The following is a 4,450-nucleotide window of genomic DNA, read 5'->3' as shown; positions in this document are numbered from 1 at the left end:
ATCGGGCGGGCTACTTGGCCGGCGGCGCCCCAAAAGAGGGCGGTGCGGGGCGCCGCCACGAGAAGGGCGGCAACCAGCACGGGGCGGCGCCCCAGGTGGTCGCTCAGCGATCCGAGCGTCAGCAACGCGCTGAGCAGACCGACGACATACACCGCGAAGACCACCGTCAGCATCGTGACCGACAGGCCCCAGCGCTCCCGGTACAGCGGGTAGATCGGTGACGGTGCGCTTGCCGTGGCCATCATCACCACATTGGCACCGAACAGCACGGCGAAGCCCGCACCTCGTCCGAGACGACGCCCGCCGTGAGAGCTACTCACACGTTTCATCACGTTGCCTCTTCTGGCGTCCTGATCAGCTCGGCCAGGGAGCGCCCAGCATGCGCTCGACCGTGGTGGTGCGGCGGAAGCCGGGAACGAAGTGCTCCAGCACATCGGCATTCACGGTTCCGTTCGTGGTCTCGGGGCGGTGCTTGAGACCGTCGACGTAGGCCTGCAGGAACTCGTTCTTGAAGTCGCCCCGCGGATGGGTGGCGGTGATCTCATCCACCTGGCTGCGGTCCAGCTCGTCCAGACCGAAGCCGAGCACGTCGGTCAGAACCCCGAAGTACGTGATGGCGACCTCCGGGCCCATCCGGTTGGGAATTCCCGGGGTCGTGTGCAGCGCGATCGCCGTCCACACCACGTCGGCGGCCGTGGCCGGGAAACCACGGTCGAGCATGAACTTGCGGGCGTGGTCGGCTCCATCGACCTCGAAGCGCTGCTCTGCGCTGGAAAACGGCGTCAACAGGCCCGTGTCGTGGAACATGGCGGACAGGTAGAGAAGCTCCGGGTCGGGGTCCAGGCCAAGCCGGTGAGCATGAATGGCGCCGAAGACGAAAACGCGCCGGGAGTGGTGGTAGATGAGGGGGCTGGTCATCTCCTGCATGACACGGGTGGCCTCGGCGACTGCCGCCGTTTCAGGAATTTCTACCCCCGCGATGATCTCGCTCATGACCTCTGCTCCTTCGGATATCGGTGTGTTACGAATGGACGGTGCATCCGTCTTCCACACTGCCAACCACCCGTCGTCCGGCGCTCCCTCGGTCCGGCCATGAGTCACCCGAATCCGGACAGGCAGGCGGCGGCATCGGGGGCTCCGCCACGCATCGGGTCGCGATCCTCGTCTACGACGGGGTCAAACTTCTGGACGTCGTCGGCCCCGCGGAGGTATTCGGGGAAGCGAACCGGCTCGGTGCCAACTACACGATCGTGCTGGTGTCACCGACCGGTGCCGATGTCACCTCGTCCATCGGGATCCGGATCGCGGTCGACGACGCCGCCGCCACGGAGTCTGCTCCCGACACGTTCCTGGTGCCCGGCGCAGACCTCTACCCGCGCACACCTGTGCCCCGTGATCTGATCGAGGCCACGCGAACACTCTCACTCCGGGCCAGCCGTGTCGCCTCCATCTGCACCGGAGCCTTCATCCTCGGCGCCGCCGGCCTCCTGGACGGCAAGCGCGCGACCACACACTGGAAGGTCGCGCACGAACTCGTCGCCCGCTGTCGGGCCAGCCGCGTCGAACCCGACGCGATCTACGTCCGTGACGGCACCACCTACACCTCGGCGGGCGTGACCGCCGGCATCGACCTGGCACTGGCACTCATCGAGGAGGATCACGGTCCTGATCTGACCCGCGACGTCGCCCGCGCCCTGGTGGTCTATTTGCAGCGTTCGGGAGGCCAGTCACAGTTCTCCGCCCCACTGCAGGGACCGCCGCCCCGATCTCCTGCCCTCCGTAGAGTCACCGACGTGATCACGGCGAATCCCGGGGGAAACCACTCACTCGGCGAACTCGCCAAGCACCTCAATGTGAGCACTCGGCATCTCACGCGGCTCTTTCGCGAGGAGCTGTCCACTACGCCGGCCCGGTACGTGGAAATGATCCGGTTCGACATGGCGAAAGCTCTACTCGACCAGGGGCATACCGCAACGCAGACGGCGTCCCTTGCCGGATTCCCGAATTACGAGAGTATGCGGAGAATTTTCGTGAGGGAATTGTCGCTTAGCCCCGCCGCCTATCAGCGCCGCTTCAGAACGGCGCGCCGGGACGACGAGGGGCAGTAGTAAGACGAAGCTGTCACTGCGTGGTTACCGCCACGGCTTCGTCCACCACATCCCGCGATACCTCCCGACAGCACAGCCTTCCCAGGCGGGCTCAGCGAATATCCACCAACGTGCCTGCTCACCAAGCCCGCCCCTCAAGCCCACCACGACCTGCCCGCCCTCCCGGGCCACCAACCTCTGCCCCATCGCAGCCATGGCACCGGATCGCCTCGCTGCACGTCTGGAAGATGCCGCCACCACTCTCGCGGCGTAGGGACCGTACCCGCCCGACACCACGGACCTCACCAAGGCCGGGTGACAACATCCGATCAAGATCGTGTTTCACGATACCGAACAGCTCCACGGAGCACCCCGGCCGGAATCGTTCGTATGCTTGCGCCACCACTCCGAGACTCAGCGCGCGACACGACATGCCAGCATCCTGGCACGAGCGACTCCTGCGGTGCTTGATCCTTTCTGTCGGCCCAGGCGCGAGCTGATGTCTCATGAGACACCCAAAAGTCTGGAGAAGGACGGGTACGGCCGGCAGACGGCCGACCCGGTCCGCTTCCCGCACGGCATGGAGTCCGTCGCCGACCACATCCACGCCGAGGGCCTCAAGGCCGGCATCTACCTGCCCGTCGGTCTGGAGAAGGAGGCGTACGGCGACGGAAAGGTGCCCGTCGCCGACGCGGACGGCTGCACCACCGCCGACATCGTCTACGGCGACCTGCGCACGACCAACGGCTGGGACAGCGCCTACAAACTCGACTTCTCCCGGCCCTGTGCCCAGAAGTACGTGGATTCCCAGGCGCGGCTGATCGCCGGCTGGGGCTACGACTTCCTCAAGCTCGACGGTGTCGGCCCCGGCTCCTTCAAGAGCAGCGACCAGTACGACAACGTTGCCGACGTGGCGGCCTGGCAGAAGGCGATCGCCGCCACCGGCCGGCCCGTCCACCTCGAGGTCTCCTGGTCCCTGGACATCGGACACGCCGCCGACTGGAAGAAGTACTCCAACGGCTGGCGCGTCGACACCGACGTCGAGTGCTACTGCAACACCCTCGTGACCTGGGAGAACTCCGTCGACGACCGCTGGGACGACGCCCCCGGCTGGACCCGGCACGCAGGCCCGGGCGGCTGGAACGACCTCGACTCCCTCGACATCGGCAACGGGGCCATGGACGGCCTGACCAAGGCCGAACGGCAGAGCTACGCCACCCTGTGGGCCATCGCCAAGTCCCCGCTCTACACCGGCGACGACCTCACCCGCCTCGACGACTACGGCCTCTCCCTGCTCACCAACCGCGAGGTCATCGCCGTCGACCAGGGCGCGGCCCCGCCCGCCCGACCGGTCACCCCCTCCGACGCCCAGCAGGTAACGCCTCCGTCGCCGGCTGCTCCGCCTGCTCCGGCGAGAAGAAGGTCGGCAACCTCTACCTCGGCGGGAAACTCCGCTTCAACGACATCGTCGTCGACCGCCCCGGCACCTACCTGGTCAAGGTCGCCTACGTCAGCGGTGACGCCCGGTCGGCCGACATCTCCGCGAACTCGGGCGGCGCCGTCCGCCACAAGTTCCCCTCCACCGGCGACTGGGGGACCGTCGAGACGGTGAGCGTGCCCGTGACGCTGCAGGCGGGCGTCAACACGATCACGTTCGGCAGCGGTTCGGGCTACGCGCCCGACATCGACCGGATCGACGTCCCCAAGTCCCCGCGACAGTGAGGACGAGCAGCAGCCGTGGACCCGCGCCCCGGCAGACGCGGCGCCGCGGCGACCGGAGCCCTCGCCGGAATGGCCGCCTTCACCGCCTCACGCCGCACCACGACGCCCCTCGACCCCGTCGGCAACGGCCGCCACGGCGCCCTCGCGAGCAACGACTCCGGCCGTGAACTGCTCCTGGTCACCGATGCCACGATGTGGACCGGCGGCCCAACGACACCCTCGACTCCGACGGCCGGTTCCCCTACGGCCGGGACGACTTCGGCCCGCTTCCCCTCCTCGCCCGGCTCACCGTCGGCCTCCCGACCACGACCTGTCCGCCGTCTCCGACCACCGGCTCTCGACCTCGCCCAGGGTGTGGTGCCCACGTCGTACGTCCGCTCCGGGGTCACCTACCGGCGACAGCCGTTCGCCCGTCGGCCCGACGACGTGATCGTCCTGCACTTCGGCCGGAGCGGCGGCGGCCACCACACCGGCACCGTCACCCTCGACGGCACCCACGGCGAACACGACCCGCGCACCTGCCCGTTCCCAGGTGCCTTGCCCAACGGGCCGTGCCACCTCGACTGTCACCCGGAACCGGTCGGTTCCCGCGTGATTATGCCATCCCGCTATGCGATCGCCCCCCCCACCGGGCGGCGGCG

Annotated in this window: 3 protein-coding genes and 2 pseudogenes; 3 read left to right on the top strand and 2 right to left on the bottom strand. The window is 68.0% G+C overall.

Annotated elements, in window-relative coordinates:
* Positions 1-269 (bottom strand): MFS transporter (locus ACFW2E_RS11705; RefSeq protein WP_384465080.1); only part of this gene is annotated, 269 nt, incomplete at its 3' end.
* Between the two features lie 85 nt (positions 270-354).
* Positions 355-993, bottom strand: coding sequence for an HD domain-containing protein (locus tag ACFW2E_RS11700; protein ID WP_384465077.1), 639 nt, complete (start codon positions 991-993; stop codon positions 355-357).
* A 134-nt stretch (positions 994-1,127) separates the two neighbouring features.
* Here ACFW2E_RS11700 and ACFW2E_RS11695 point away from each other — a divergent pair, with 134 nt between their 5' ends.
* The 3 genes and pseudogenes from ACFW2E_RS11695 to ACFW2E_RS11685 all read left to right on the top strand — a co-directional run.
* Complete coding sequence (locus ACFW2E_RS11695) at positions 1,128-2,108, top strand: GlxA family transcriptional regulator (RefSeq protein WP_384465133.1); 981 nt, start codon at positions 1,128-1,130, stop codon at positions 2,106-2,108.
* Between the two features lie 511 nt (positions 2,109-2,619).
* Positions 2,620-3,809 (top strand): annotated as a pseudogene (locus ACFW2E_RS11690) (carbohydrate-binding protein); the annotation flags it as partial.
* Between the two features lie 69 nt (positions 3,810-3,878).
* Positions 3,879-4,358 (top strand): annotated as a pseudogene (locus ACFW2E_RS11685) (glycoside hydrolase N-terminal domain-containing protein); the annotation flags it as partial.
* Positions 4,359-4,450: the final 92 nt, after the last annotated feature.

Origin of the sequence: Streptomyces sp. NPDC058964, assembly GCF_042741275.1 — a bacterium.
Taxonomy (GTDB): Bacteria; Actinomycetota; Actinomycetes; order Streptomycetales; family Streptomycetaceae; genus Streptomyces.
Note: the sequence above shows the minus strand (reverse complement) of the source record. Positions and strands in the feature narration are given on the sequence as shown.